The sequence below is a fragment of the Rhodovulum sulfidophilum DSM 1374 genome (genome assembly GCF_001633165.1).
GTDB lineage: Bacteria > Pseudomonadota > Alphaproteobacteria > Rhodobacterales > Rhodobacteraceae > Rhodovulum > Rhodovulum sulfidophilum.
Genome location: NZ_CP015418.1, coordinates 3,507,656 through 3,533,117, shown reverse-complemented (window position 1 = coordinate 3,533,117; position 25,462 = coordinate 3,507,656). Strand labels below are relative to the sequence as shown.

Here is a 25,462-nt window from a genome sequence, read left to right as displayed (position 1 = left end):
GTCTCCCTTGATGGAGGGCAGGTCAGCCCTGCTCGGCAACGGCATCGCCCCAGGCGCTTGTGGGCTCGGTCATTCCGGACCGCATCGAACCCTCCTGCAGGACGCCGGACGGGCAGGCGAAGGGGTAGGGCAGGATCGATTTGCGGGTGACGGTGACGGGCGCGACGGCCTTGAGCGCATCGCAGATCCGGCCCGGGAGGCGGTCGTCGACGACGATCCGGTCGGTCCCGGACACATCGATCCTCGGTTGGGCAAAGGCGGCCTCGAGATCCATCCCGAAATCCGTGAGGAAGGAGGCAATCTGGGTCACCGCGCCGACGATCTTGCGCCCGCCCGCCGCGCCCAATGCGAAGCGGCGACCGCCCGCATGGCCGAGCGCGGGGCAGACATTCATCAGGCAGGGCCTGTCCGGCCCCAGCGAGTTCGGGCGCCCCTGCACCGGATCGAACCACATGATGCCATTGTTCAGCAGCAACCCGGTCGAGGGCGAGACCACGCGCGCGCCGAAAAGCGACAGCAGCGTCTGGGTATGCGCCACCATGTTGCCGTCACGGTCGACGACGGAAAAATGGGTCGTCGAACCGGGGGCGGCCGAAATTTCGCCATCGGCGCCCATCCCGCTCAGCCGGTCGCGATAGGCCGCGATCAGCGCCCGGGCATAGGCGGGACAGGCCTCGTCGGGGCCGGACAGGGTCTCGCCTGCCAGACCCGCCATCGCGCGGGCGAAGGTCGGGCCCGCGGTCAGCCCCGGCATGACATGGAAGAGCGCATCGCGATAGGGCACCGCCAGCGGCGTCTCGAACCGGGCGCGGTTCCCGGCCAGATCGTCCAGTCCGAGATAGCCGCCCTTGTCCCGCACATCCCGCGCCAGTGCCGCGCCGAGATCACCGCCATGGAGCGCCTTCGCCCCCTCGCGCGCAAGGATGTCGAGGCTGTCGGCCATGCGCGACTGGTCCAGCCGGTCGTCGCTGTCCGCGGCCCAGGAAAAGCTCCGGGGCCACTGGCCGTCGGTCAGGAACAGCGCCGCCGCGTCCGCGTCGCTGGCCAGATCGCGGGTGGCGCTGGCGATGATGAGGGCGGCGTACCAGTCGATGGCAAGCCCGCGCCGCGCCGCCGCGATGGCCGGGGCGACAAGCTCGGCCCAGGGCAGCCGGCCCCAGCGCCGATGCGCGGCCTCGAGCCCGTCGACAAGGGCGGGAACCGCAACCGCCTTGGCGCCCAGAACGTTGCGATCCTCGACCACCCGGTCCCAGGGAAACAGATCCCCCGCGAGGCCCTCGCCCGAGAGCGGGAAATCCTCGATGCGCAGCGAGGCGGGCGCGCGCATGCCGAAATTCAGCGCATGCGCCCGGCCGGTATCGGCACGCCAATGCAGCGCCGCGCCGCCCCCGGCGGGCCCGGACATCCAGGGTTCCAGCACCCCCAGAACGAAGCTGCAGGCAACGGCGGCATCCACCGCGTCGCCGCCCGCGCGCAGCGCCTCGGCGCCTGCCTCGGCCGCCTGGCGGTGCTGGGCCGCGACCACGCCGCGGTCGGTTTCGACCACATGCTTGCGGATCTCCATCGTCCGCGACAGGGCCGCCGACATCAGGCCCCCAGCCGGCAGTAGAGCGCCGCGGCCAGCTTCGCCCGCTCGAGCAGGCTGTCGATATGGATATGCTCGTTCAGCGTATGCAGATCCTTGCCGCAGACCCCGATGGAATCGAGCGTCGGAATGCCGAGCGCGCCGGTGAAATTGCCGTCCGAGCCGCCGCCTGCCGAGGCCCCCGAGATCTCGAAGCCGATCTCGCCCGCGATCTCCTGGGCCAGCGCCAGCATCGCCATGGTGCCGGGCTGGTCGGGCTCCCAGACGGGCCGTGTCACGCCGCGGCGGACCTCCATCACCACCTCGCCCGCATCGGAGTTGAGCGCCATCATCCGGGCCACGCCCTCGTCCAGCAGGTCCTGGGTCTTGGCCATGCTCAGCACCTCGGCATCGCAGACCGAGGAGACGCAGTTGACCCATTGGCCGGCGCGGAAGACCCCCACCGAGAAGGTGCAGTCATCGGTCGTCATGCCCTCGATCTCGGCCACCTTCCGCGCCATGGCGGCAATCGCCGAGCGCCCGTCGGAAAGCTGCCAGCCCGCATGGCTGGGCTTGCCGCGGGTCTGCAGGTCGAAGCGCGCGATGGCGTAGCGGCCGATCACCGCGCCGCCATCGGGACGGGCGGGTTCGGGCACGAGGATGAACTTGTGGCGCCTGGCCTCCGCCTCGATCAGCTCGCGGGTCGAGGGGGTGCCGATTTCCTCGTCGGGGGTGAACAGGACCGTGACCGGCAGCGGCGTCTCGACGCCCGCGGCCAGCAGCTTGCGCAGAGCGTCCAGATAGACGTAGTTGCCGCCCTTCATGTCCATCAGCCCGGGGCCGTAGCAGACATCGCCCTCGACCCGGAAGGGCAGCTTTTCCAGCGTGCCGATGGGGTGGACGGTGTCCATATGGCCCAGGAGCAGGATCCCGCCCTCGCCCGCGCGCGGGTGGGGCATCGTCGCACGCAGGCTGTCGCCAAGGCCCATCCGGCCCGGGATGCGCTCGACCCGCGCGCCCAGTGCGGCAAGCTCGTGCTGGACCAGGTCCATCATCCGGTTCACCGCCGCCGCGTCGAAGGTCGGGCTTTCGGTCTCGATCCAGGGTTTCAGGCCAGCCAGCATCTCGTCGGTATCGAAGGGCAGGGAGAGCGGATCGGTCATTGGCAATACCTCTTGGTTCGGCGCCCGCTGCGGGGGCCGTTGGGACGGCGGCGGGGCTGACCCCGCCGGGAACGGAAACGGGCCGGGTTGTCTAGCCCGTGGGCGCCAGCCGGGCCTCGACGAGGCGCGCATAGACCGACGCGCCGACCGGCAGGATGCCGGTATCGAGCACGAAGGCCGGGTTGTGCAGCGGAACCGACCCCGCATGGCCGACCCGGCAATAGGCCCCGGGCACGACTTTCAGCATATCGGCGAAATCCTCCGAGCCGGTCATCTGGTCCTCCGTCAGGGTCGCCATGTCCGGGCCGACGACATCTGCTGCCGCGGCGATATAGGCCGCCGAAAGCTCGGGATCGTTCATGAGCACGTCGAAGACATTGCGCAGATCGACGCCGATCTCGACGCCATAGGCCTCGCCGAGCCCGGCGCAGAGCGCGCGGATCCGGTCATGCGCCATCCCGGCCACCTCGTCGTGGAAATAACGGATCGTGCCGGTGATCACGGCGGTGTCGGGAACGACGTTATAGGCGGACCCGGCATTGAAGGTGGTGACCGAGATCACCACCGGTTTCGTCGGCGGCGTGTTGCGGCTGACCACGCTTTGCAATTGCTGGACCAGGGCGGTGCCGATCACGATCGGGTCCTTCGACTGGTGCGGCATGGCGGCATGACTGCCGGTGCCCCTGACCGTGATGTCGAAGAAGCTCGCCCCGGCCATGGCGGGGCCGGGCGTGACGGTGACCTTGCCCGGCTCGGCATTCGGGTCATTGTGCATGCCGTAGATCTCGTCGCAGGGGAAGCGCTCGAACAGCCCCTCGGCGATCATCCGGCGCGCGCCCCCCAGACCCTCTTCGGCGGGCTGGAAGATCAGAACGACGGTGCCGTCGAAATCGCGGGTCTCCGCCAGGTACCGCGCCGCCCCCAGCAGCATCGTCGTATGGCCGTCATGGCCGCAGGCATGCATCCGCCCGGCTTCCTGCGAGGCATAGGGCAGCCCCGAGGCCTCGACGATCGGGAGCGCGTCCATGTCGGCGCGCAGCCCCACCCGGCGGTTGCCGCCGCCCTTGCCCTTGATCAGCCCCACGACGCCGGTCCCGCCGATGCCCTCATGCACCTCGTCGACGCCGAAGCCGCGCAGCTTGTCGGCGACGATGCCGGCGGTGCGGGTCTCCTCGAAGCCAAGCTCGGGATGGGTGTGGAAATCCTCGAAGATCGCCGTCAGCTCGGCGGCGAAGTCCTGGATCCTTGGCAGGACGGTCATGCGGTCTCTCCTTTCGTGCCGGGGGCGGTGTCGAGCGCCCGGAAATTGGCAAAATCCCAATGCCGCCCCGGCGCGGCCTCGATCAGGCTGCGGGTATAGGCGTGGTGCGGATCGGACAGGACATTGGCGGCCGGCCCGTGTTCGACCACGCGGCCCTTCTGCATCACCAGCACCTCGTCGCAGATCTGGGCGGCCACCCGCAGGTCGTGGGTGATGAAGAGCATGGCGATGCCGAACCGGGCCTGGACGTCGTCCAGAAGCTCGAGCACCTGCGCCTGCACGCTGACATCGAGCGCCGAGACGGCCTCGTCCGCGACCAGAAGATCGGGTTTCATCGCCACCGCGCGGGCAATGGCGATGCGCTGGCGCTGTCCGCCCGAGAACTGGTGCGGATAGCGGTCGAGCGCGTCGCGCGGCAGGCCGACCAGCTCCATCAGCTCGGCGGCCCTCTCCAGCGCCTCGGCCCGGGAGGCGCCGTAATTGACCGGGCCTTCGCAGAGGCTCCGGGCCACGGTCCAGCGCGGGTTCAGCGACCGGTAGGGGTCCTGAAAGACGATCTGCAGATGCTTGCGGTGGGGGCGCAGGGCGCGGCGGTTCAGCCGCGAGATCTCGGACCCCGCCACATGGACCTGACCGCCCGTGGGATCGATCAGGCGCATGATGCAGCGCGCGACGGTCGACTTGCCCGACCCGCTTTCGCCGACGATCCCCAGCGTCTGGCCCGGGCCGATGCCGAAGCTGACATCGGTCGCGGCCTTGACGCCGCCGGTTTTGCGAAAGAGTTTGCCGCCCCCGCCATAGGTCATCTCCAGCGCCTCGACCTTCAGGACGTCGGGCTCGGCGCTGCCGGGCCGGGCCGGGCGCGGGGCGAGGTTCGGCACCGCGTTCAGAAGCTTGCGTGTATAGTCTTCCCGTGGATTGGTCAGCAGCTCGCGGATGGGGGCGTGTTCGACGATGCGGCCGTTCTGCATGACGCTGACGGTATCGGCGATCTCGGCCACGACACCCATGTCATGGGTGATGAACAGCAAGGCCGTGCCCTTGCGTTCCTGCAGCTCGGCGACCAGCTTGAGGATCTGCTGCTGGGTCGTCACGTCAAGCGCGGTGGTCGGTTCGTCCGCGATCAGCAGATGCGGGTCCAGCACCAGCGCCATCGCGATCATGATCCGCTGCCGCTGCCCGCCCGAAAGCTGATGCGGGAAGGACTGATAGATCCGCTCGACATCGGGCAGATGCACCTGATCCATGATGTCGAGCGTGCGCTTTCTGGCCTCGGCCGCCGACAGATCGGTGTGCATGTTCAGCACTTCCTCGATCTGCGCACCCACCCGCAGCACCGGGTTCAGGGCCGTCATCGGTTCCTGAAAGATCATCGACAGCCTGAGCGCCCGCAGCTCGCGCATCTGCGAGGCCGAGGCCTGGGTGATCTCGAACCCCTCGAGATCGATCGAGCCAGCCTGCAATTCGAGCGCGCCCTTCGGCAACAGCCCCATGGTCGCGAGCGAGGTGACCGACTTGCCCGATCCGCTTTCGCCGACGAGGCAATGGGTTTCGCCCGCGCGGATATCGAGATCGATGCCGTCCAGCACCGGCTTGGCGTCGGGGCGGCCGGTCAGGCCGACCCTGAGGCCGCGGATCTTCAGCACCCGCGGTGCCTCCGAGAAATCCCTGGACTTGAACTCCATCTCAGCCCTCCCGCTTTTTCAGGCGCGGATCCAGAAGATCGCGCGCGGTGTCGCCCAGAAGGTTGATCGCGAGGATGCACAGCGACAGCAGCAGCCCGGGCCAGAAGATCATGCCGGGCTTGATCTGGAAGAAGGTGCGTCCCTCGGCCATGATGTTGCCCCAGGTCGGGATCTCGGTCGAGACGCCCGCGCCGAGGAAGCTGAGGATCGCCTCGATCAGGATCGCCGAGGCGCAGATATAGGTGCCCTGCACGATCAGCGGCGCCAGCGTGTTGGGCATCAGGTGCTGGATCAGGATCTTCGGCATCGAGGAGCCCAGCGCGATCGCGGCCTCGACATAGGGTTCCTCGCGCGCGCCGAGCACGACCGAGCGCACCAGCCGTACCACGCGGGGTACCTCGGGGATGGTGATGGCGATGATGACAGACCCGAGGCTCGGGCCGTTCAGCGCCACCAGCGCGATGGCCAGGAGGATCGCGGGGATCGCCATGAGGCTGTCCATGATCCGCATGACGATGCCGTCGACGGCCCGGAAGAAGCCGGCGACAAGCCCGATCAGAAGGCCGGTCAGTACGCTGACACAGGCCGCGCCGACCCCGATCAGAAGCGACACGCGCCCGCCGGTCATCACCCGGCTGAAGATGTCGCGCCCATATTGGTCGGTGCCCAGAAGATGCGCGTCCGAGGGCGGCTTGAGCCGCGCCAGCGAATTCATGTCCATCGGGTCGTATGGCACGTAGAGCGGCGCGCAGATCGAGGCCAGCACGATGGCCAGCAGGATCGCCGCGGCAATCATCGGACCGGGGCCGATGCGGGCGCCCGCGGGCAGCGAGAAGAGGCCCGTCAGCACATGGAAGGCGCTTGGGCGGGAGGAGATGTCCTTGGCCATGTCAGTACCGGATCCTGGGATCGAAGATTGAATAGGAAATGTCGACGAGCAGGTTCACGAAGACATAGATCCCCGCGGTCAGCAGGATCATCGCCTGGATCACCGGATAGTCGCGCGCGAGGATCGCATCGACGGTCAGCCGCCCGATGCCGGGGATGTTGAACACGCTTTCGGTCACCACCACGCCCGAGATCAGCAATGCAAAGCCGGTCCCGATGATCGTCAGGATCGGGACGGCCGCGTTTCTCAGCGCATGGCGGAACAGCACGACATTCTCGCGCACGCCCTTGGCGCGGGCAGTGCGGATATAGTCCTCGCCCAGCACTTCCAGCATCGAGGCGCGGGTCATCCGCGCGATCAGCGCCACATAGATCGTGGCCAGGGTCAGCGAGGGCAGGATCGCGCGCGCAAGGAACGGCCCGAGCCCGTCCGAGAGCGGCTTGTAGCCCTGCACCGGCACCCAGCGCAGGTCGATCGCGAAGATATGGATCAGGATATAGCCGATCACGAAGACCGGTACCGAAAAGCCCAGCACCGAAAAGGACATCACCAGGAAATCGACCCAGCTGCGGTGGCGCCAGGCGGCGATCACGCCCATGGGCACGGCGAGCAGGACCGAGATCACGATGGTCATCATCGCGATGTTGATGGTGGGGCCGAGGCGGCTGGCGATCATGCCCGAAACCGGGGTGTTCGAGATCAGCGAGGTTCCGAAATCGCCGCGCAGGGTCTGGCCCGCCCAGGTGAGGAACTGGACATAGAGCGGATCGTTCAGACCGAGCCGGTCGCGGATGCGTTCAAGCTGGGCCGGGGTGGCGGCATCGCCCGCGAGGATCGCGGCCGGATCGCCCGGGGTCAGCCGAAGCAGGAGAAAGACGAAGATCGCGACGATGATCATCACGGGGATCGTGGCAAGCACGCGTCGCAGGATATAACCGAGCATGGCCAGCGCTCCTAGCGGGAGGTTGGGCCGGCTCCGGCGCGGAAGGCGCGCAGGAGAAGGCGCGTGGCGGGAAGGGGGACCGGAGGCGCGGCGCGCGCCCCCGGCATCGGGATTACTCGCCGTCCTTGGTGATGTTCCAGAACACCGGCACCGGCGACTGGATCATGTTGTCGATCACATCGCGGCGGGCCTGGGGCATGGCGTATTCCCCAAGGTGGATGTAGTTGACGTTGTCCATGACATGGGCCTGGATCTTCGAGGCCGCGGCCTTGCGCGCGGCATCGTCGGGCGCCTGGGCAAAGTCGCTGCGCAGGGCCTCGATCTCGGGATCGTCGGGCCAGCCGAACCAGGCATCGTCGCCGCGGCCATTGACCATGACATTGATCAGCGGGTCCGAGATCTCGGGGATCATCCAGTTGGTGAAGAACAGGTTCCAGCCGCCTTCATCCGGCGGGCTCTGCTGGGCGCGGCGCTGGACCACGGATTGCCAGTCCATCGCCTGCATGTCCACGTTGAAGCCCGCATTGCGCAGCGCCTGGGCCGCCACGACCGGCTGGTTGGTCAGGCTGACCACGTCGGTGGGCTGCATCAGGACGACCGGCGTGCCGTCATAGCCCGCCTCTTCCAGCAGCGCGCGGGCCTCATCGGGATGGGCGCCCGAGGTGATCGGCTCGCTTCCGGTCTCGTCGGCCAGCGGGGTGCCGCAGCCGAAGATCGCGCCGCAGATCGTGTAATATTCCGGCGAGCCCATCATCGTGGCCAGCACGTCCTCCTGGCTCAGCGCCAGCAGCGCGGCCTGGCGCACCTTCTTGTTGTCGAAGGGAGGATACAGGAAGTTCGGACGGCCGATGGTCACATAGCCCAGCGGGTCGCGCATCTCGACGGTGACATCGGGCGAGGCGTCGAGGATCGGCTTGAGGTCGACCTGGATCTGCTCGATATAGTCGATCTCGCCATTGGCCAGCGCGTTGATGGCAGTCAGGTTGTCGGGCATCGTCGTCCAGACCACGTGATCCACGTTGACGACCTTGCCGCCCGCCATCCACGAGGGCGGCTCGTCGCGCGGCACGTAATCCTCGAACTTGTCATAGGTGGCCGAGACGCCGGGCTCGTAGGCGTCGGTGTTGAAGACGAAAGGCCCCGAGCCGACATATTCGGTGATCGTCTCGTCGGGCGAGGTGGCGGCGATGCGCGCCGGCATGATGAAGGGCGGCAGCGCCGATTGCTTGGAGATGACGTTCAGAAGCGGCGGGAAGGGCGAGGCAAGCGTCCAGACGACGGTCTTGTCATCGGCGGCCGTCAGGCTGGCGGTCACGTCGAAGATCATCTGGCCGCCGGAATCGCGCTTGCCCCAGCGTTCCAGCGAGGCAACGACATCCGTGGCGGTGACGGGGGCGCCATCATGGAATTTCAGCCCGTCGCGCAGCGTGAAGGTGTAGGTCAGCTTGTCGTCCGACACGGTCCAGTCGGCCATCTGCGGCTGCGGCTGGAAGTTCTCGTCCACCGCGGTCAGCACGTCATAGATCATGTAGGCGTGGTCGCGGGTGATATGCGCGGTGGTGATCACCGGGTCGAGCACACGCAGCGACGAATGCATGACGGCGGTGATCGTGGTGTCGGCGAAGGAGGCCGCGGGGGCCAGCAGCGCCCCCCCGGCCAGAAGCGCGGCCGCAAGGCGGCGCGTTCCGCGGATATTGGGTCTCAAGGTCGGCATGGGATCCTCTCTGTTGGTCTTCGCGTTATGGACGGGCGATGGCGGTGGCCGGTTCTGCGTGGCCTTGCGCCGCCCCCGCGCCGGCGCCCGCCGGGTCGAAGGCGGGGCCGTTGGGAGAAAGTCTCAGTCCCTTTCGCAGTCGCGTAAAGGGCAGATCGGCTGGGTTGAAGGGCATCGGGCCCGGTGCGCAGGCCACAAGGATTTCTGCGGCGATGGGCGCGAAGTCGGCCCGGAAATGGGTCGAGCTCTTGACCACAAGGACCGATTGCTCCTCGGGCACGATCCCGACGAAGCGGAACATCTCGCGATCCGCCATCTGTGCGATATGGCTTGTCACCGCGACACGCACGCCGCCGATGCGCAGGCAGGCCGAGGGCCCCAGGTCCAGCCGGGTGCCGCCGTAATAGGGGCCGGTGGCCTGAAGGGCCCCGTCGGAAAGCGTTTCGACCACGGCCTCGACCTCGACCGGCCGGTCGTCGGGCAGCCCGGGATGGCCCCCGATCCGAAACCGCGCCGTCGCGCCGATGCCTGCCGCATGGGCCGCCGCCGCGGCAGCCGGGTCCGCCATCAGCCCGATGGCCGCGTTCTGCGCGTCCGCCGCGATCAGCGCCTGCAGGAGCCCGGTGGTCGCGGACACGCCCCCGGCCCCCGGGTTGTCCTGGGTGTCGGCGATCACCACCGGCCCTGTCGCCTGCGCCGCCAGCCGCACCGCCTCGGCGACGGCCGCCCCGGGCTGGAACGTGCGGTTGTCGAAGCGCGTCTCGGCCGCCTCATAGGCGGCTGCGATACGGTCTGCGGCCCGGTCGGCCTCGGCCTGGGTCGCGGCATAGGCAACTGCGCTGGGACCGCAATCGGGGATGTCGGCCGCCGGAAAGCCCATGAACAGCGAGACCGACCAGGCGCCCGCGGCGTCCTCCGCGTCAAGCCCGGCATAAAGCGCATCGGCGGGCGCCATCATCGTCGTCTGGAACGGGATCGGAACCAGGTAGGACATCTGCCGGAACGCCTTTGCGGGCCGCGTGCCGGTTCGGACGATCCGGTCGAGCAGGCGCGCCGCCGCCGCCCCGGTCGCCGCCATGTCCACATGCGGATAGGTGCGAAAGCCGACGCAGGCATCGAGGCTTTCCACGAAGGGCACAGAGATATTGCCATGCAGGTCGAGAGCCGCGACGACCGGCACATCCGGCCCGACCAGGTCGCGCACCCGGCGCGCGATCTCGGCTTCGCCGTCGTCCAGATGCTCGGCCACCATCGCGCCGTGCAGGTCGAGAAATACGCCATCGAGCGTGCCCGCCCCGGCGATGCCCGCAATGATCTCATCGGCGATGATCTCGAAGGCCTCGCGCGTGACATGCGCCGAGGGGATTGCGCCCGTCCAGAGGATGGGCACCGCGTCCCAGCCGAGCTCTGCGGCGACGGCAAGCGCCCCCGATATCCCGAGATTCACGCCACGCGCAGCCTCCGCCATCTCGGCGCCCCTGGACATGGGGATATATCCTCCCCCCTGCCGAAAGGCGGCAATATCCGCCGGGCTCGGCGCGAAGGTATTCGTCTCGTGAAGAAAGCCGGCCAGGGCAACCCGCATCTTGTCTCTCCGCTGTTGGCAGGCCTCGCCGGTCTTGTCGCCGACCTTGGCTTGTGTATCGTCTATCGATACGCTAGTATTGTGTAGCGAGCCTAGTGGCCCGTTTTTGGATTCGTCAAGCCGGTGATTTCAATGGCGAGCATTCTTCGCGCCGAACCGGCGCAAATGACTGATTTTCAGGCGGCAGAGGAAGACAAGCTCTTCCTGCGCGCGGTCGGCAGGACGATGCGCGTCCTGAGCGCCTTTCACCATGCCAGCGGGCCTCTCAGCCTGTCCGAGATCGCGACCCGGGCAGAGCTCGATCGCTCGGCGGTCCAGCGGATGGTGCATACGCTTGTCAGGCTGGGCTACATGCGGCGCAGCCTCGACGACCGCGGTTATCTGCCGGGGGTCCGGCTTCTCGATCACACGCTCGACCTGCTTCGGCTTGATCCGGTGGTGCAGAAGGCGACGCCGGTCTTGCTGGAATTGCGCAAGACCGTGCGCGAGCGCGTCGATTTCAGCCTCTATGACGAAACCCGTCTGGTCTATGCGCTGCGCATGCAGAGCAAGCGCGAGACGTTCTATGCGACCCTCGTGGGCCACAGCGTGCCGACATTTTGTACCGCCGGGGGCAGGGCGGTGCTGTCGGCCTTGTCCGATGACGCCGCCCGCGCGGTCGTGATGCGCTCGCAGCTGCACAAGTTCACCTCTAAGACCGTCAACGATCCCGAAGGCATCCTTGCGTTGATCGCCCAGGCCCGATCCGACGGCTATGCGGTCGTGGTGGACGAATTCGTTCAGGGCGAGGTTGCCATAGGGGTCGCCGTCGCGGGCCGCGACGGGGTGCCGCTCGGCGCGATCCACGTCGCCGGGTCGCTTTCGGAGTGGACGCGCGATGCATTCGTGCGCCATGCCGCACCGGTGGCGGCAGAGGCCGCCCGGGCCATCAATGGCAGCCTTTAGCGGAGGCCTCTCGTTTCGAGGTCATCTCCCGCAGGATGGTTCCAGGTCGGCGTTTTTACATAATCGAAGAAATCAGAGTCTGCAGCGGCTTGTACGAAGGACTTCTTGCTCGCCAATCATCGCAATATCCTGCCTCGAAAGCAGCTTGGCTACGCAAGATCCTTCGATTGCGCGACAAGGCCGGTTACTCTACATGCAGATGGTTGGCCGAGGCCTCAGAGGACCGGCGAACGGCGGTACCAATCACTGTGAGATCATGACCGTTGAAGACAACATCATTAATTTCAAAGACCGGCTCGCCTATCACTTCTGCAGGCGCTTTTTGATACTTGAAGCAGCGCGCGAGTGCCCTGCAGGAAGGAATGCCAATGATCTGCTCTTCGCTGAAACGGCTTTTCCGCATCGTCTGTCTCCTCGTTTGGAGAACAGGCTAACCTCAAACCGCGGACTGTTCAGGGGAGCACGTCAGCAGCTTTCTTCTTGGAGGAATCAAACTCATGGTTTAGTCGTGGAATTCCATAGCGGTTCTCAAGATTTACTTGATTTTTCCGCCTTAGATCAAATCCGTTTCTACTTCTGCGCTTCCATCGCGTATTTTTAGATTACTTTACTAGCTCCAGATGCGAACTGAAGAGCTGCCCATCCCTCAACTCCCCCGACGTCCCATCAGATTCGGAGATGATTTTACCCTTGGCTGCGGCAGACAGCGCACCGGTAAGTTCGTCACTTCTCGGCGCATCGCTCTTTGATATCTCAAACCACTCGTCGAATGCATCCTTCTGAATAGTCGAAGATATCTTGACTTTAGTGAATCTACCCTTTTCGGTAATGATGGGGAAAGGTAAATCAATATTTGCCATACGGCCATACCCTTCTGGCGAAGGCGTCAGCATAGACTGCTCCTCGTCAACTTGCTCCCTGAGCTGCCTTTCACGTTCCATCTGCCGTTTGGAAATTATCACGTCCGGCGTTGCACTCGGCCTATCGCCGTACGGAGCAGCTACTATTCGCGCGAGGCTGTTAGCACCGGCGAGCGTCAGTATTCTGGATATTTTCCCTCTAGCAATTGCATCATGAGCGATCTTTTCTTCATCGTCGTCAATTCTCAACTGCGGAGCCTTGGGTTCCGGATCTGTTATTATGAACGTGCTGGAATGAGTATTGCTTTCCGCGCTTATGGAAAAACCGGTTGCCAATGATTCACCCGTTATTGAGGCGTCAAAAGATATAGCCTCTTTCTGCGGGTAGGCGTCAGCAAGTTGCCTCTCTGCATATGCGAGGCCAGACTGCGTGCCTTTGCATTCAATCACATGGTATCGCCCGGAACTATCGATTGCGACGAAATCAGGTGATTTTCGCGGCCCTCGTTTTGCTCCAGTTGCCGCAACATGGCAACGCACTCGGGGCGCGACACGGTCAATGAAATACTTCCCATCACAAAATTCGGTAAGATCGAGCGCCGATGCAAGGAGTTGTAATGAAATCCCCATACCAAAATCATCCGACAAAATAGTTTTTTGATGGGGGTCTAGTTCCGAAAAATCGGCGCCGAGCCTTAAGTCTTGATCCTGAGATATTGCGCCGAAGTATCGGACCCAGGCCCAAAGCGAGTTGATCGAGTGACGTGCAGCATGCGCGGGAACTGTACAGTAGCCAATCATCAATAGAAATTCGATCAGATCAACCTGGCGGAGGCCTGATAGAGCTTTGATGTTTGGGGGCGCGACGTTCCGAGGCCACGTATTGTCGTCAACCCTCACCCTCAGATTTCGCCGCATATCTTGCCCTTACACTACTGGCTTTATATTATTTCCCGAATAGCTACATGCTTTTGGGGCAGAGGCTAGTGGCGCAGCTTAGATTTGCAGCTGTGTTGCAAGCGTGCCGTACCCTCTCAAGGAGTTTTAGGCCACAAATGAAGAGGTGCAAAATGTGGTACACCGAGGAATCATAGGATAAAGATATGGTTTTATCAAGCAATTGCGGGAGTGCACGCGCTCCCTTCATCGCTTTCGAAGGGGGCGCCGAAGGCGCGGTTGCGCTGCTCGCCGTCATGTCCGATGACGTAAAGCCGCAGGCTGTCGCCCTCGCCCAGATGAGCCGCCAGTCGCTGGCACAGCGCTTCGGCGCGGGCCGGCCCCGACCTGAAACGCCGTGACAGTGCCCCCGTCGCCGCCCGCGGCCCCTGCATTCGCGCGCACTTTCTCCCTGGCGCGGTCGAGGCGGCGCAGTGAAAGCAGGCTTTGCCAAAGATCGTATTTCGGCGATAAAGGCATGGGCCGACCCGACTTTGGGGGTGAAAAATGCGCAATCAGGTTCAGAAAATCAACAATTCACTGTGAACAAAACATAAAATACAGATCGTGCGTCAAAAACGGCGCAATTCAAACCCGGCATCGGGCCGGGTCCGTTTTGCCTTCAGAACCGTGGCATTTTTTCGGCTTGAACAAAAGGGGCTGCAAGAGCTAGACTGAAGCAACCGGTCCGCATGAGACGTACTTTCTCTTGACCGGCGGCTCCGGCGGCAGTCACGCTCTGCCCCATGCGGGGGGAGCGGTACGCAGGCTTGGCGGGCGCGCTGGCGGTGCCAGAACGGCACGGCGATACAGCCGCCATGGCTGCGGCCTGGGCCGACCAGACGGTTACTCTGCGGTTGGCCGGGGCTGGCCATGCCCCGCCGGAGTTGGGCGCGCATCTGCGCCGCTCTTTCCTTGGGGCCATGTGGCGCGCGGCTTCACCGGCGGCTGAAGCCGGTCGGCCCTGCGATTGGATCCTCCCTGCGCACTTGACGTCTTCCGCCGCGAACAGCTTCGCGGCCCCAAAGGCGAGGGCCTGCCAAAACACTATGTGCTGGCGGCCTGGCCCGATGGGGCGGATCTGGTCGTGACCTTGCGGATCGTCGGAATAGCCATCGACTGGGCCATGGCTGCCGCTAAAGCGCTGGTGACCGGGATCGGCACGATACTGCCCTGGGGCCGCGTTCTGCCAAGCGCCGGAGGCGCGCCCGTCATCGCAGGTCGCGAGATCGGCTTGCATCGGATCGTGGCGGACCCGCCCCCCCCCCAATGCCGTGCGGCTTGTCATTCTGTCGCCGATGGGTGCGACGGGGGGCGATGCAATGGCGCAGCCTTGGACAATCCTCTCGCGCGCGCTGCGTCGCGCGGACGCACTGTCGCGCTGGAATGGCGCGGCGCTTGATTATGCCCGTAGCTCTGCGTTCGATATCAGTGGCACTGAGTACGTGTGGCGCTCTTCGGCTCCGGGAATCCCTGTCCGGACTCTTGGCAGCAGCGATCATGCCAATCCGCTCATCGTGCTTGATGAGATCGACAAGGCCGGAGCGACAGTCGGCGGGAATTCGGTCGAAGCGCTCCTGCCGCTTCTGCAGTCCGACATGGCGCGGGACTTCGTTTGTCCGTTCCTTCAGGGAAGCATCGATCTCTCGTGGATTTCCTGGATCGCGACGGCCAACGATCTCAGCCGGGTCCCGGATCCGATCAAAGACCGAATGAAGATCTTCCGGGTTGAGGCCCCTCGCGGTGCGGGTCTTCGGCAAGTTGTGGCTGCGCGGCTCGGGCGGGTCGGTCATTCCAGGTGGGCGATTCTGATGCTGCTCGCATGCATCACGAGCGTCGCCATTCTCTTCGGATCTGACTGTGTTGCGGACAGAATCGCGATGATTCCGGGTATGGCCGGAGCATCGATAAGGGATCTGAACCGCGATCCGCGCCTGACGGCGGTACAGGGTCGAATAGTCCGGTACCGACCAGTCGAGACCGGCCATCTTGATTCGGCTCGCGACTAGACCGACGGTTTGGCGGAGCGGTAGGCCGAACATGCCGGGGCTCCGCCCGTTCAGGGCTGAAACGATCCCCCGGATCGTTTCCGGGACGCCCCTCACCCTTCAGCGTCAGGCAGGTCTGAATGGCGCTGTCGGAGAAGGTCTCGGGGTGGCCGTGCCTACCGGTCCTGACCGCGTACCACTCCATCTCTGGATCGAACCAGATCGACAGACCGTAATGATCGATGCGACCTATCTGAAGGCGCACCGCACAGCGACCAGCATGGCCGCGAAAAAGGGGGGCGTGCCCGCCTGATCAGTCGCACCAAAGGCGGCATGAACACCAAGTTGCACGCCATCTGCGACAGCAAGGGACGGCCGCTCAACCTATTCGTAACGGCAGGACCGGTGAACGACTACATCGGCGCGCGGGCACTGCTCGGCACCCTGCCAACGGTCGACTGGTTGCTCGGGGATCGCGGCTATGACGCCGACTGGTTCAGAGACGCGTTGAAAGACAAAGGGATACGCGCCTGCATCCACGGCAGAAAGCAACGCAAGACCCCGGTCAAATACGACAAGCGCCGATACAAGCGGCGCAACCGCATCGAGATCATGTTCGGCAGGTTCAAGGATTGGCGGCGCGTGGCGACACGCTATGACCCGCTGTCCCAAGGTGTTCCTCTCCGCCATCGCCCTCGCAGCGGTCGTCATCTACTGGTTATGAATCCTGACCCTAAATCTGTCCCTCAAACGGTTTTCTCGCAGAAGAAACGGATTCCTATTGAATCTCAAGGCTTCCAAGGCAAGTCGCTACAGGGTGCCTAGCTGGAGCGGATTGCCGTTTGGCAACGAGACCGCTCCCCAAATACCTCTAGCCGCTAGAATGCGACCACATGAAACACCATTAGTTTCAAAGGGCTATGGCGGAGACGAAGGGATTCGAACCCTCGAGACGGTTTCCCGTCTACTCCCTTAGCAGGGGAGCGCCTTCGACCACTCGGCCACGTCTCCACCGCCGGGTATAGCCGCGCAAGCCAAGGATATACAAGGCGAAATTCCATCTCCTGCCAAGACGCGACCCCGGTGTCCCAAGCCTTTGAAATTGCACTGAAAGGCATCGGAAATCACCGTGGGTAGGAAAGAATCGGTCAACTCCCTCCCTCAGGTTCGCGGCTTGGGTCGACGGTTGTGCCTGCGGCGGAAGTCCGTTCTCCCCGATTCGGAGCATGTTCGGATCGGTTTTCAGGGATGCGTGTGACTAACCGATTTACTCGTCAAGAGGGGCTTGCGCCATGACCGCACCGGATCAGAAACCCGTCCACGCCACACAGGAGGAACTCGCAGAAGATTGGCGGCTGCAGCCTGTGCGCGCCACTCAGGAGCTCGCCCGCAAGCTTGGTCTTCGCAGGGGCCGTGGGGTGAGTAGGCCCCATAGGTTGGTCCAGTTTGATTGTTAGGGTCAACCGTTGGAAACGATGGAGCGATAAGGGCGTCTTCGCCCGCATCTTGGCGGGTCTCCCTTGTAGCATGAGCAGGTTTTCAGTGGGTCGATACGAAACTGCACGCCATCTGCGACAGCCAGGGCCGGCCCATCGACCTGTTCCTGACTGCCGGACCCGTCAGCGATTACATCGGGGCGCGTGCCCTGGTCAGCGGGTTGCCCAAGGTGAAATGGCTGCTCGGAGATCGCGGCTACGATGCCGATTGGTTCAGAGAAGCCTTGCAGGACAAGCAGATACGTCCTTGCATCCCGGGCCGGAAGAAACGCAAGACGCCCGTCCGGTACGACAAGCGCAGATACAAACGTCGCAACCGGATCGAGATCATGTTCGGCAGGCTCAAGGACTGGAGGAGGGTTGCAACCCGTTATGACCGCTGCCCACAAACCTTCTTCTCAGCAATCGCACTCGCTGCGACCGTAATCTTCTGGCTTTGAGAGAGAACGAGTCCTGAACCTAGTGTATGATTGGCGCCCGGTTCATTGGAACGAAGCTTTCCGGCGCTGGCGGCCGGTAGCCCATAGCACCGTGTGGGCGTTTGGTGTTGTCCTGTCTCCTCCATTCTTCGGTCAGGATCTGGGCTTCGCGCAGGCTGCAGAAGGACTCGCCGTTGAGCAACTCGTCGCGGAACCGGGCATTGAAGCTTTTGCAATACCCGTTTTGGCGTACTGCTCGGGGAGTCCAAGCGTTCGGCAGGCAGTAGTGCGCCGCCGGACCTCTCGTCGCCAGAGGCTTGTAGCGTCTTCGATCCCTTCGCGCTGTAACGATCTGCGGCCAAAACGAACGACAAAATAACAGCATCAACGATCATCGGCTTTGAGGCTGTAGCCGCCCCCGACAGTATCAACCTGCCAAGGTGGGATCGCAACAATCCGATTTGTAAGGCGGTCATTTCGGAGATTGTCAGGGTCGTGTTAGAGCTAGTGAAAAACCTGTCCCAGCTCCACTGTGCTTACAGCCAAGGCAATGCTGTCTTGCGCAAGAAACTTGGAAGGGCTCAGGCGTTCGAGTTCTTCGCCAGGTTGCCTCCCTGCCCGGTGGCGATGGAGGTCTGCGGCGGTGCGCCTTTCCCGGGGGGGCGGAAGCTGGCAAAGTCGGGCCATGACATCCGCCTCATCCCCTCCGCATATGTGAAGCCCTTCATCAAGAGCCAGAAAAATGATGCCGCTTACCGCGAAACCTCCGGATTACAGCACCTGACGCACCGCCTGGCGGAGTTCAGGGTGCAGGATCCAGTTGCCCGTTTCTTCCTCGTTGGCCGTTGCTCCCCTGAAACCGAGAAGGGCGGCGCCTTCCGGAGCGCCCGGGGCGTCGTCAGCCTGGGACTCGACGGAGAGATATTCGGCGATCAGCAAACCCGCCGCCACCAGGGATCTGTTGGCCGACGCCTTGGACTTGTACCCCGCGGCATTTGCCATCTGTGCGTCCTTCAGTCCGTCCTCCTCGGCCAGCGAGAGGGCTGTCAGCATGGCGCATTGCGGGCCGGACAGGGCGATCTGGCGGATCGCTTCGACATATTCTTCGACGCTCGGGACGTCGACGCCGTTTTGCGTGTCCTTGCGCCGCTCGTCCGTCCTTCGATCTTCGCGAGCGTCGATGATCTCGTGCAGCGCGGTGATCGCCGCTTCTTCCGTCGCGCCGGTCGCCTCGGCGATCATGCCGCGTGCCTTTGTCGGTGGTTTCGGAAAGGCCCGCGCAACGAAGGTTCCCGCAAGCCAGCCCGACTTGATCTGGTAGCGGCTGTGCTCGCCGAGCTGAATGGCGGGCGCTTCCTTCGGCTTCTTGGTCGGTTTCTTGGCCTTCGACATGCTCCTGAACGGGTCACGGACGGCGTTCGCGTGTCTGGTCGAACCGTTGATGGACATGCTTGGGCTCCTTGGGGTTGGTGGGCGGAAACGGACGTGCCGGGGCCGCAAGGCCCGGTCAGGCGATCCGCGTATTGCGGGACCGGAGGGTGAAATTCAGTGTGAATGTCGCCGTGATCCGGATCGGGTCGAGGCTGAACGACGCGCCGACGAGAATGCCGCCGGGACGGTGAAGGTCGACAGCCAGAGGGTAGTCGCGGCGAACATATCGGCCGGGATATGCCTCAGGCCTAAGAAACCGCCTGACCGCAACATGTTGAAGGCGATTTGCCCCGTCAATCCTGCGTCGTCGATAGGGCTGCGAGGGCCATGCCGTCAGATGTGACCGCGAAGCGAGCGGCCACGACCGGCATGCGGGAGCATAAGGACAGGAAGCATCCGCTTCGGTGGCGTCGAGCAGGGCTTTGGCAGACCGGCATATCATGCGCCGGGCTTGAATGGCATGGCTGAGACAGCCGGGGCGGAGCAGGGGCAGGACGGGGCCACCAAGGCGCGCCGGTCATGCCTGTGCTTCCACTTGCTGTTAACGCCGCTCAGGTGGGCGCGTCCACAGCCCCGACCGGTTCAGGGCCTGTGCAGCCTGGGCGAACGTTGGGCGCATGGTGCGCCCAACGTCCAGGTTCGTTCACGCCAGGGCGAGGTTGGTCGCGCTTTCGCGACCATCGCGGCCGGTTTCCACGTCGAAGGTCACCTTCTGGGCGTCCGACAGGCCGGTCAGGCCGGCGCGTTCGACCGCAGAGATGTGGACGAAGACGTCCTTGCCGCCGGTCTCGGTTTCGATGAAGCCGAAGCCTTTTTGGGTATTGAAAAATTTCACGGTGCCATTGGCCATATCCGTAGTCTCCTGTTCATGTGCTGCCCGCAGGATGCGGCAGCCCGGCAAAGTCAGACTGAATCGATCAACTGAAAGCCGGATGAACGGAAGCAGAGGTTCGAAGCGAACAACGATTACCTGACCAACATGCGCCTTCCGGTCGAGACATACAAGGGGTGTTGCGCCATATCGCGAAATTTGTCCCTAGGCTGCCGTTCGGGGCGGGGCGACATTGAAATGCCATCGACGGCTCCCCATATCTGAATTGCGTTATCGCTCTGCCGCGTGAGCAGGCGGGATTGCTCCCGCCCCCGGCCGTGACGCATCGTTTTCCCATATCACGAAGGGGGGACGCCGCCCAAGGCGGCTCCGGGCACAATGCGGTGTCGGAGTGTTCGCCCCGGGTGCACCCCGACCGACCACGCATTGGCGCGTGTCGGTGACGCCGGACGCAAGGTCCGGCCAAGGATTGACATGACGTTCACCGAACTCGGGCTCAATGCCCGCATGGTCTCGCGGCTCGGCGCGCTGGGGCTGACCAAACCGACCCCCATTCAGGAAAAGGCCATCCCGCAGGCGCTGCAGGGCCACGACATTTTGGGGATCGCCCAGACCGGGACCGGCAAGACTGCCGCCTTCGGCATCCCGCTGATCGTGGCGCTGTCGAAACAGCAGGAGCGTCCCGCGCCGCATTCGGCCCGCGGATTGGTGCTTGCGCCCACGCGGGAACTGGCAGGCCAGATCGTCCAGAGCCTTCAGGGCATGACGGCCGATCTGCGCATCACGCTTGTCGTCGGCGGCAAGTCGATCAACGTGCAGGCCGAGAAGCTTGCGCGCGGCACCGATATCCTCGTCGCGACGCCGGGCCGGTTGATCGACCTGATGGATCGCCGGGCCATCGATCTTGGCCGGACACGGTTTCTGGTTCTCGACGAGGCCGACCAGATGCTCGATATCGGCTTCATCCATGCGCTGCGCCGCATCGCGCCGAAGCTGAGCAAGGACAGGCAGACCATGATGTTCTCGGCCACGATGCCGAAGGCGATGGCGGAATTGTCCCGCGACTATCTGGACAAGCCCGTCCGTGTCGAGGTCTCGCCGCCGGGCAAGGTCGCCGACAAGGTCAGCCATTCGGTGCATTTCGTCGCCAAGGAGCGGAAGCAGGATCTGCTGATCGAATTGCTGCGCGGGCATCGCGACGACCGGGCGCTGGTCTTTTCGCGCACCAAGCATGGGGCCGAGCGGTTGATGAAGCATCTCGATAAGGCGGGGTTCGCGGCGACCTCGATCCACGGCAACAAGAGCCAGGGGCAACGGGACCGGGCCATCGCGGCCTTCAAGGCGGGATCGGTGCGTGTGCTGGTCGCGACGGATGTCGCGGCCCGCGGGATCGACATCCCGGATGTGGGGCATGTCTACAATTACGACCTGCCGAACGTGCCCGAGAACTACGTGCACCGGATCGGGCGGACGGCCCGGGCAGGCCATAGCGGCCGCGCGATTGCCTTCTGCGCCGCCGATGAAGTGGCGGAACTCAAGGCCATCGAGAAGGTGCTTGGCACCCGTGTCGAGATTGCCGGTGGCCGTCCCTGGGAGGCGATGAAGGCTGCGCCGAAAACTCCGCAGAAACGCCGGACGCGTCAGCGCTCGGCAGGCCGTTCGGATCGACTGGCTGCGTAACCGCGGGCCCTTGGCCATATGACAGAGACCGCGCTGTGCCGGCAGCGGACTGCGACCCGGACAGGCTTTCACAGCGAGGCGGCGCTTTCTCCGCAGGAGGATATCTCGATGGGCATGCTCGAATGGCTCGAACCCGGCATCTATGGCGCTGTGATCGCTGCGGCGATCCTCGCCACCGGCGGCTTCACCCGGGCCGGCCGGGCGGCCCTGTCCGGCGTCCCTGCGTCGGACCGGGACCTCGCGCGGGCCTGCCCGGCCGCGCCTGGCGTTGCAGCCTCGCCCCGGCGCCCGGACGTCACGGGGGAAAACGCATGAACGGTTTCATCGCGACTGCCGGGCTACGGATCCCGGGGACGAGCCCCTGGATGGCGGTGATCCTTGCGGTGGGCATGGTCGCCTCGCTGGCATTTCCGGCCCTTGCGCAGGACGGCACCGGAACGGTGCCCGAGAATGCCGTCGCCCGGAACTATGACGGCGGCTGGGATTGCACCCCCGGATACCGTGTGGCCGGCGCAGAATGCGTTGCCATCGAGCTTCCGCAGAATGCTTATCCGAACGGGCGGTCATATGGCCCGGGCTGGGGATGCCTTCGCGGCTATGAAGAAGTCGGAGACACATCCTGCGGACAGATCCCGGTGCCCGAAAACGCCTTCCTGAGAGCCTCGGGCTACGACTGGCAGTGCAACCGCGGCTACCGGCAGGATCGCAAGGCCTGCGTTCCCATCGTCCTGCCGGAACATGCCTATCTCACGGATGACAGGTCAGGCTCCGGTTGGGTTTGCGACCGCGGCTTCACGGTCAGCTCCGGCGCCTGCGTGCCGATTGCGGTTCCCGAGAACGGCTATCTTACCAATGCCGATTACGGCGACGAATGGGCTTGCGAGCGGGGGTTCTTCGCGAACGAGGGCCGATGCGATCCCGTGGCACTTCCCAAGAACGCCTTTCTGGATCAGGATGTCTATGGACCGGGGTGGCGATGCGAGCGGGGCTTCGAGCCGGTGGGCAATGCCTGCGTTGCGATCGACCTGCCTGCAAACGCGCATCTCGATCGCTCCGGAAACAGTTGGCGCTGCGACCGCAGTTTCCAACTCTCGGGCGGGGAGTGCGTTCTTGGACGATAGAGCGACAGGCGCAGGCCATGGCGACCCGCCGGGCATCCGGATGCGGATCGGCTGCCGCCTGAAGTACCGGCTGACACAGCCGACCCCACTCATCGCCATGCTGAACGTGCATTACTCGCGCTTCGGCGATCTCGAGCGTGCCGACTATCTCGTGACCTCCCCCAGCGTGCCGCTGGAAAGCTATCGCGACGGGTTCGGAAACTGGTGCACGCGGATGGTGGCGCCGGCCGGCGAGTTCACCTTGTCCACCGACGGTATTTTCCGCGATTGCGGTCTGCCCGATCCGGTCGCGCCCGACGTGCCGCAACAGGCCGTCCAGGATCTGCCCTTCGATATGCTGGTCTATCTTCTTGGCAGTCGCTACTGCGATACAGATCTTCTGTCGGAAGAGGCCTGGCGCCTGTTCGAGCATACACCGCCGGGTTGGGCGCGGGTGCAGGCGATCTGCGATTTCGTGCATTCTTCGGTCTCGTTCGATTACATGCAGGCCAGCGCGACGCGCACGGCGTCCGAAACCCTGGCCGGACGGCAAGGGGTCTGTCGGGACTTCGCCCATCTCGCGATCGCGCTCTGCCGGTGCATGAACATCCCGGCCCGCTACTGCACCGGCTATCTGAGCGATATCGGCCAGCCCGAGCCCCATCCGCCCGGCGATTTCGCGGCCTGGATGGAGGTCTATCTGGGTGGCCGCTGGTGGGTCTTCGATCCGCGAAACAACACAAGGCGCATGGGGCGCATCCTGATCGCGCGCGGCCGGGATGCGGCCGATGTGCCTCTGACCCAGACCTTCGGGCCAAGTATCCTGACCCAATTCGACGTCTGGACCTGGGACGCGGAAGCTGACCCGACCGAGGCGGTGCCTGTTTTTCGCGTTTAGCCGGTAGCGTCCCGTCGCGGGGCGGATGTGTTCCTTCGTCGCCGGGTCGCAAGCCCGACCGCTCTGGCGGCGTTCTCGTCATGGCATCCCACGTCACCAATCGTCCTGGAGAACCGAGATGACCACTTCGATCAAGACGACCGCCGCCTTCCTTCGGCCGTTCCGGCTTCCGAGCTTCAACGAAACGCTTCCGGAGGGAGAATACGAGATCGAGACCGAGCTGTCCCAGCCCGTCGACCGGATCGAACCGGCAAGCTGGACCTCGTCGGTGCTCGTCCGGCTGCATCCGCGCGCCTCGCATCCCGGGCTCAGCCGGACGCTCACCGTGCCGCTTGCCGAACTCGAGCATGCGGTTGCGAAGGACAAGCTGACCGGCAAGGCCCTGATCGACTTCTTTCTCGAGGAAATGCTGGCCGACCCGATGATCCGTCTCGTCATGCAGGCGGATGGTGTGGCCGAGGCTGACCTGCGCGATCTCTACGCGCGCCAGCCGGACCGACGGCATGCCGGAGCAGACGGGCGCCGTCCTGCCCGGGAGGCAGGCAATACCGGCCCGGGCGCCGAGGGCAGGCATGCCGGCATCGGGAAATGACGGCCCCGGCGGGCAGGTGGCGCCCCCTCCGGCCTACGGCCCGTCACGCCGGACCCGGAGGGCATCCGCGATGATCGATACCCCGATCGATCTCGACGGCCACAGGTCTGCCGCGGGCCAGCATGATGCCGAGATGCGGCGGCGCCCCGTGAATACCGAGCCGGATTCCGGGCCCTCGCGGCAACCGCATCTTGAAGATCTCGAAGACCGGATGCTGGCGGAGCCCGCGCGGAGCTGGGTCGAGGTCATGGAGAAGTGGCGCTTTCTTCTCGACCGTTATGCGACGACGCCCGAGGCCGGAGATGAACGCGTTCAGATGCTTATCAAACGCGCCCTTGGTGACATGGAACGATTGAGAAAACGTGAGGAGCGGAAATGACGATCAAGTCTGCCGACATCGAATTCGGGACGGTCAGGGCAACGGCCGACATTGCCGCCTCGCGGGTCTGCCTGAGATGCAGGTCGAGCTTCTGGAGCGAAGGGTTCGGCGAGCGGATATGTTCCCGTTGCAAGGGATCGGTCGCCTGGCGATCCTCCGTTGCCGGGGGCGGCGGACAGGGCCAGCGCCGCTCTGGCGGACGGTCGTCCTAGGGCTTGCCGATGCCATCCGTCACGATCCTGCACGCGACCGATTATCGTTACCGGACCGAGGTCCCGCTCGGGGCGCACCGGCTGATGCTGCGTCCGCGCGAGACCCGGGATCTCAGCCTGACATCCTTCGAGCTCGAGATCACGCCCGAGGCCCGCATCGACTGGTCGAACGACGTGGCCGGCAATGCGGTCGCGACGGCGCAGTTCGACCGCACCACGACGATGCTGTCGATCCGCGCCCGCACGCGTCTTGAATTGCGCGCCCCGGTCTGGCCGGTCTTCCCGATCGCCGCCGCCGCGGCCTCGTATCCGTTCGCATATTCCCCCGATGACTGGACCGATCTCGGCGCCCTGGCCATGCCGCAATATGCCGACGATACGGGGCGGCTGTCGAAATGGGTCGAGCGCTTTGTCATGTCGCGGCCGACGGATACGCTTTCGCTGCTGAAGGATGTCAGCAACGGCATCACGGCCTTGATTTCCTACCAGAGCCGCGAGACGGAGGGCACGCAGGGACCGCTGGAGACGCTGGACCGGGGCTGGGGCTCCTGCCGCGATTTCGCGGTCCTGCTGGCCGAAGCCGTCCGCACGCTTGGTTTCGGGGCGCGGCTGGTCTCGGGCTATCTCTTCGATCCGGACGGCGACAGGACCGGGGCGGCGGCGACCGGCTCCACCCATGCCTGGGTCGAGATCTTCGTCCCCGGCGCGGGGTGGGTTGCCTTCGACCCCACCAATCGCGCCATGGGCTCGGCCAACCTGATCCCGGTTGCCGTTGCCCGACGTATCGCACAAGTCTCGCCGGTCAGCGGCAGCTTCCACGGAAGGCCGTCAGACCTGCTGGCGCTCAATGTCGAGGTCAGCGTCTGTCAGGACGGAGCGTCGCGATAGGG

22 protein-coding genes, 1 tRNA gene and 5 pseudogenes are annotated in these 25,462 nt (G+C 64.7%); 14 read left to right on the top strand and 14 right to left on the bottom strand.

Annotated elements, in window-relative coordinates; translation table 11 throughout:
• Positions 1-22: 22 nt before the first annotated feature.
• The 8 genes from A6W98_RS16495 to A6W98_RS16460 form a co-directional block, all read right to left on the bottom strand.
• A complete protein-coding gene (locus A6W98_RS16495; RefSeq protein WP_042463347.1) occupies positions 23-1,588 on the bottom strand; it encodes a gamma-glutamyltransferase in 1,566 nt (521 codons plus the stop codon).
• The gene (locus tag A6W98_RS16490; protein ID WP_042463344.1) at positions 1,588-2,727 is read right to left on the bottom strand and encodes a M20/M25/M40 family metallo-hydrolase; all 1,140 of its coding nucleotides are present in this window, start codon (positions 2,725-2,727) and stop codon (positions 1,588-1,590) included. Before A6W98_RS16490 ends, A6W98_RS16495 begins: the two co-directional genes overlap by 1 nt.
• A gap of 91 nt (positions 2,728-2,818) precedes the next feature.
• Positions 2,819-3,988 carry a M20 aminoacylase family protein gene (locus A6W98_RS16485; protein ID WP_042463341.1) on the bottom strand — a complete coding sequence of 390 codons (1,170 nt, stop codon included), beginning with the start codon at positions 3,986-3,988 and terminating at the stop codon, positions 2,819-2,821.
• Positions 3,985-5,673: an ABC transporter ATP-binding protein gene (locus A6W98_RS16480; protein WP_042463338.1), complete on the bottom strand. Its 1,689-nt coding sequence runs from the start codon at positions 5,671-5,673 to the stop codon at positions 3,985-3,987. The genes A6W98_RS16485 and A6W98_RS16480 overlap by 4 nt, the downstream gene beginning before the upstream one ends.
• A 1-nt stretch (position 5,674) precedes the next feature.
• A complete protein-coding gene (locus tag A6W98_RS16475; RefSeq protein ID WP_042463335.1) occupies positions 5,675-6,562 on the bottom strand; it encodes an ABC transporter permease in 888 nt (295 codons plus the stop codon).
• Between the two features lies 1 nt (position 6,563).
• The gene (locus A6W98_RS16470; protein ID WP_042463331.1) at positions 6,564-7,505 is read right to left on the bottom strand and encodes an ABC transporter permease; all 942 of its coding nucleotides are present in this window, start codon (positions 7,503-7,505) and stop codon (positions 6,564-6,566) included.
• 112 nt (positions 7,506-7,617) lie between these two features.
• On the bottom strand, positions 7,618-9,219 hold the full coding sequence (locus A6W98_RS16465; RefSeq protein ID WP_042463328.1) for an ABC transporter substrate-binding protein: 1,602 nt from the start codon (positions 9,217-9,219) through the stop codon (positions 7,618-7,620).
• Positions 9,220-9,244: 25 nt separating this feature from the next.
• Positions 9,245-10,804 (bottom strand): M81 family metallopeptidase, encoded by a 1,560-nt coding sequence (locus tag A6W98_RS16460; protein ID WP_042463325.1) that lies wholly within the window; start codon positions 10,802-10,804, stop codon positions 9,245-9,247.
• 165 nt (positions 10,805-10,969) lie between these two features.
• On the opposite strand from A6W98_RS16460, the gene A6W98_RS16455 reads away from it, so the two are divergent.
• Entirely contained in the window at positions 10,970-11,749 is a 780-nt protein-coding gene (locus A6W98_RS16455) for an IclR family transcriptional regulator (RefSeq protein ID WP_247904411.1), read from the top strand.
• A gap of 256 nt (positions 11,750-12,005) precedes the next feature.
• Positions 12,006-12,350 carry a hypothetical protein gene (locus A6W98_RS20515; protein WP_072071716.1) on the top strand — a complete coding sequence of 115 codons (345 nt, stop codon included), beginning with the start codon at positions 12,006-12,008 and terminating at the stop codon, positions 12,348-12,350.
• Between the two features lies 1 nt (position 12,351).
• On the opposite strand, the gene A6W98_RS21250 is transcribed toward A6W98_RS20515, so the two are convergent.
• Positions 12,352-13,413 (bottom strand): hypothetical protein, encoded by a 1,062-nt coding sequence (locus tag A6W98_RS21250; protein WP_155734833.1) that lies wholly within the window; start codon positions 13,411-13,413, stop codon positions 12,352-12,354.
• 299 nt (positions 13,414-13,712) lie between these two features.
• On the opposite strand from A6W98_RS21250, the gene A6W98_RS16445 reads away from it, so the two are divergent.
• Complete coding sequence (locus A6W98_RS16445) at positions 13,713-13,907, top strand: hypothetical protein (RefSeq protein ID WP_042463320.1); 195 nt, start codon at positions 13,713-13,715, stop codon at positions 13,905-13,907.
• Between the two features lie 960 nt (positions 13,908-14,867).
• A complete protein-coding gene (locus tag A6W98_RS21535; protein ID WP_063490944.1) occupies positions 14,868-15,554 on the top strand; it encodes a P-loop NTPase family protein in 687 nt (228 codons plus the stop codon).
• Here A6W98_RS21535 and A6W98_RS20510 read toward each other — a convergent pair.
• A pseudogene (locus A6W98_RS20510) lies at positions 15,450-15,762 on the bottom strand (transposase); the annotation flags it as partial. The gene A6W98_RS21535 and the pseudogene A6W98_RS20510 sit on opposite strands and share 105 nt — an antisense overlap.
• Between A6W98_RS20510 and A6W98_RS16435 the strand changes: the two are divergent.
• Positions 15,754-16,257, top strand: a pseudogene (locus A6W98_RS16435) (IS5 family transposase); the annotation flags it as partial. The pseudogenes A6W98_RS20510 and A6W98_RS16435 sit on opposite strands and share 9 nt — an antisense overlap.
• A gap of 197 nt (positions 16,258-16,454) precedes the next feature.
• Here the strand turns inward: A6W98_RS16435 and A6W98_RS16430 are convergent.
• Positions 16,455-16,544, bottom strand: a tRNA-Ser gene (locus A6W98_RS16430).
• Between the two features lie 450 nt (positions 16,545-16,994).
• Between A6W98_RS16430 and A6W98_RS20505 the strand changes: the two are divergent.
• Positions 16,995-17,469 (top strand): annotated as a pseudogene (locus A6W98_RS20505) (IS5 family transposase); the annotation flags it as partial.
• Between the two features lie 19 nt (positions 17,470-17,488).
• Here the strand turns inward: A6W98_RS20505 and A6W98_RS22400 are convergent.
• Positions 17,489-17,710: pseudogene (locus tag A6W98_RS22400) on the bottom strand (integrase core domain-containing protein); the annotation flags it as partial.
• A gap of 212 nt (positions 17,711-17,922) precedes the next feature.
• Here A6W98_RS22400 and A6W98_RS22020 point away from each other — a divergent pair.
• A pseudogene (locus tag A6W98_RS22020) lies at positions 17,923-18,210 on the top strand (IS110 family transposase); the annotation flags it as partial.
• Positions 18,211-18,219: 9 nt separating this feature from the next.
• Here the strand turns inward: A6W98_RS22020 and A6W98_RS16420 are convergent.
• Both A6W98_RS16420 and A6W98_RS16415 read right to left on the bottom strand, forming a co-directional pair.
• Entirely contained in the window at positions 18,220-18,897 is a 678-nt protein-coding gene (locus A6W98_RS16420; protein WP_155734832.1) for a hypothetical protein, read from the bottom strand.
• A 625-nt stretch (positions 18,898-19,522) separates the two neighbouring features.
• Positions 19,523-19,729, bottom strand: coding sequence for a cold-shock protein (locus A6W98_RS16415; protein WP_042463316.1), 207 nt, complete (start codon positions 19,727-19,729; stop codon positions 19,523-19,525).
• A 456-nt stretch (positions 19,730-20,185) separates the two neighbouring features.
• Between A6W98_RS16415 and A6W98_RS16410 the strand changes: the two genes are divergently transcribed.
• The 7 genes from A6W98_RS16410 (at position 20,186) to A6W98_RS16380 (ending at position 25,460) form a co-directional block, all read left to right on the top strand.
• Entirely contained in the window at positions 20,186-21,391 is a 1,206-nt protein-coding gene (locus tag A6W98_RS16410; protein WP_042463314.1) for a DEAD/DEAH box helicase, read from the top strand.
• A 108-nt stretch (positions 21,392-21,499) separates the two neighbouring features.
• Positions 21,500-21,706 carry a hypothetical protein gene (locus A6W98_RS16405; RefSeq protein ID WP_042463312.1) on the top strand — a complete coding sequence of 69 codons (207 nt, stop codon included), beginning with the start codon at positions 21,500-21,502 and terminating at the stop codon, positions 21,704-21,706.
• 74 nt (positions 21,707-21,780) lie between these two features.
• The gene (locus tag A6W98_RS16400; protein WP_155734831.1) at positions 21,781-22,512 is read left to right on the top strand and encodes a hypothetical protein; all 732 of its coding nucleotides are present in this window, start codon (positions 21,781-21,783) and stop codon (positions 22,510-22,512) included.
• Between the two features lie 34 nt (positions 22,513-22,546).
• On the top strand, positions 22,547-23,389 hold the full coding sequence (locus A6W98_RS16395; protein WP_042465301.1) for a transglutaminase-like domain-containing protein: 843 nt from the start codon (positions 22,547-22,549) through the stop codon (positions 23,387-23,389).
• Between the two features lie 118 nt (positions 23,390-23,507).
• Positions 23,508-23,981 (top strand): hypothetical protein, encoded by a 474-nt coding sequence (locus tag A6W98_RS16390; RefSeq protein WP_042463309.1) that lies wholly within the window; start codon positions 23,508-23,510, stop codon positions 23,979-23,981.
• A gap of 70 nt (positions 23,982-24,051) precedes the next feature.
• Entirely contained in the window at positions 24,052-24,360 is a 309-nt protein-coding gene (locus A6W98_RS16385; protein ID WP_042463306.1) for a hypothetical protein, read from the top strand.
• A 221-nt stretch (positions 24,361-24,581) separates the two neighbouring features.
• Positions 24,582-25,460, top strand: a complete 879-nt coding sequence (locus A6W98_RS16380) for a transglutaminase family protein (RefSeq protein WP_042463303.1) — start codon at positions 24,582-24,584, stop codon at positions 25,458-25,460.
• Positions 25,461-25,462 lie beyond the last annotated feature (2 nt).